Origin of the sequence: Novosphingobium sp. B-7 (genome assembly GCF_000410615.1) — a bacterium.
GTDB classification, from domain to species: domain Bacteria; phylum Pseudomonadota; class Alphaproteobacteria; order Sphingomonadales; family Sphingomonadaceae; genus Novosphingobium; species Novosphingobium capsulatum.
In genome coordinates, this window is the sequence record NZ_KE148499.1 from 14,360 (window position 1) to 15,103 (window position 744).

Sequence of the window (744 nt, forward strand, 5' to 3'; positions counted from 1 at the left end):
TGCGCCCACCGGCAGCTTGCAGCGGTACCAGCCCACGCTATTCTGCGGAAAATCACGGCCGATCGCGCGAAAGCCATGGCCGGCGGCCATGTCTTCCTTGTCCTTGGGCACTGGCGCCTTGGGCGGTGCATAGGGCAGTTCCACCGCCCAATCGTGCGGCACGCGCACGCTGGCCCAGGCGCTGTCATCGAAATCGGGCTGGGTGGCGGGCGAGACATCGAAGCCGGGCTTGGCATAGGTGCGCTGATAGCGGCCGAAATCGAAATCGCGGTCCATGTCGGCGGCATGGCCCAGGGCAAAGCGCCAGCCATCGGCCAGGCGCACGCGCCGCCGGGGCGACGCAGCCGCGTCAGCGGCCGGCGTGGTGAGAGCCGTCTTGGCCGTTGCAGCCAGTGCAGGCGCGGCGCTGGTGGCAAGGCCGGCCAAGCCCAGGGCAAGGGCCGTGCGGCGGTCGGTCGAAGGTGAGATGGTCATGGCTTAGAACTCGAAATCAGGGCCGGTGGTCACGGTGCCGAGCAGCAGGGCATCGGCCACCAGCGAGAGCGGCCGGGCATCGGCATCGCTTTCCCGCCGCGTGATCAGATCGGCAAAGCGCCGATAGATCCGGGCATATTCGTCGTTGCCGGATTCCTGGCGCAGCGTGCCGTCGATTTCCAGGCGATGCCCGCCATCGCGCAGCACCAGTTCGCCATCAGGCGTGTTGACCACGATATCCCATTGCTGGTGGCCGGGGTGCAGGATCGA

At 67.6% G+C, this 744-nt stretch carries 2 pseudogenes; both read right to left on the minus strand.

Going from position 1 to position 744, the window contains the following annotated elements:
* Positions 1–474 (minus strand): annotated as a pseudogene (locus tag H926_RS35240) (beta-galactosidase); the annotation flags it as partial.
* Between the two features lie 3 nt (positions 475–477).
* Positions 478–744 (minus strand): annotated as a pseudogene (locus H926_RS31230) (gfo/Idh/MocA family oxidoreductase); the annotation flags it as partial.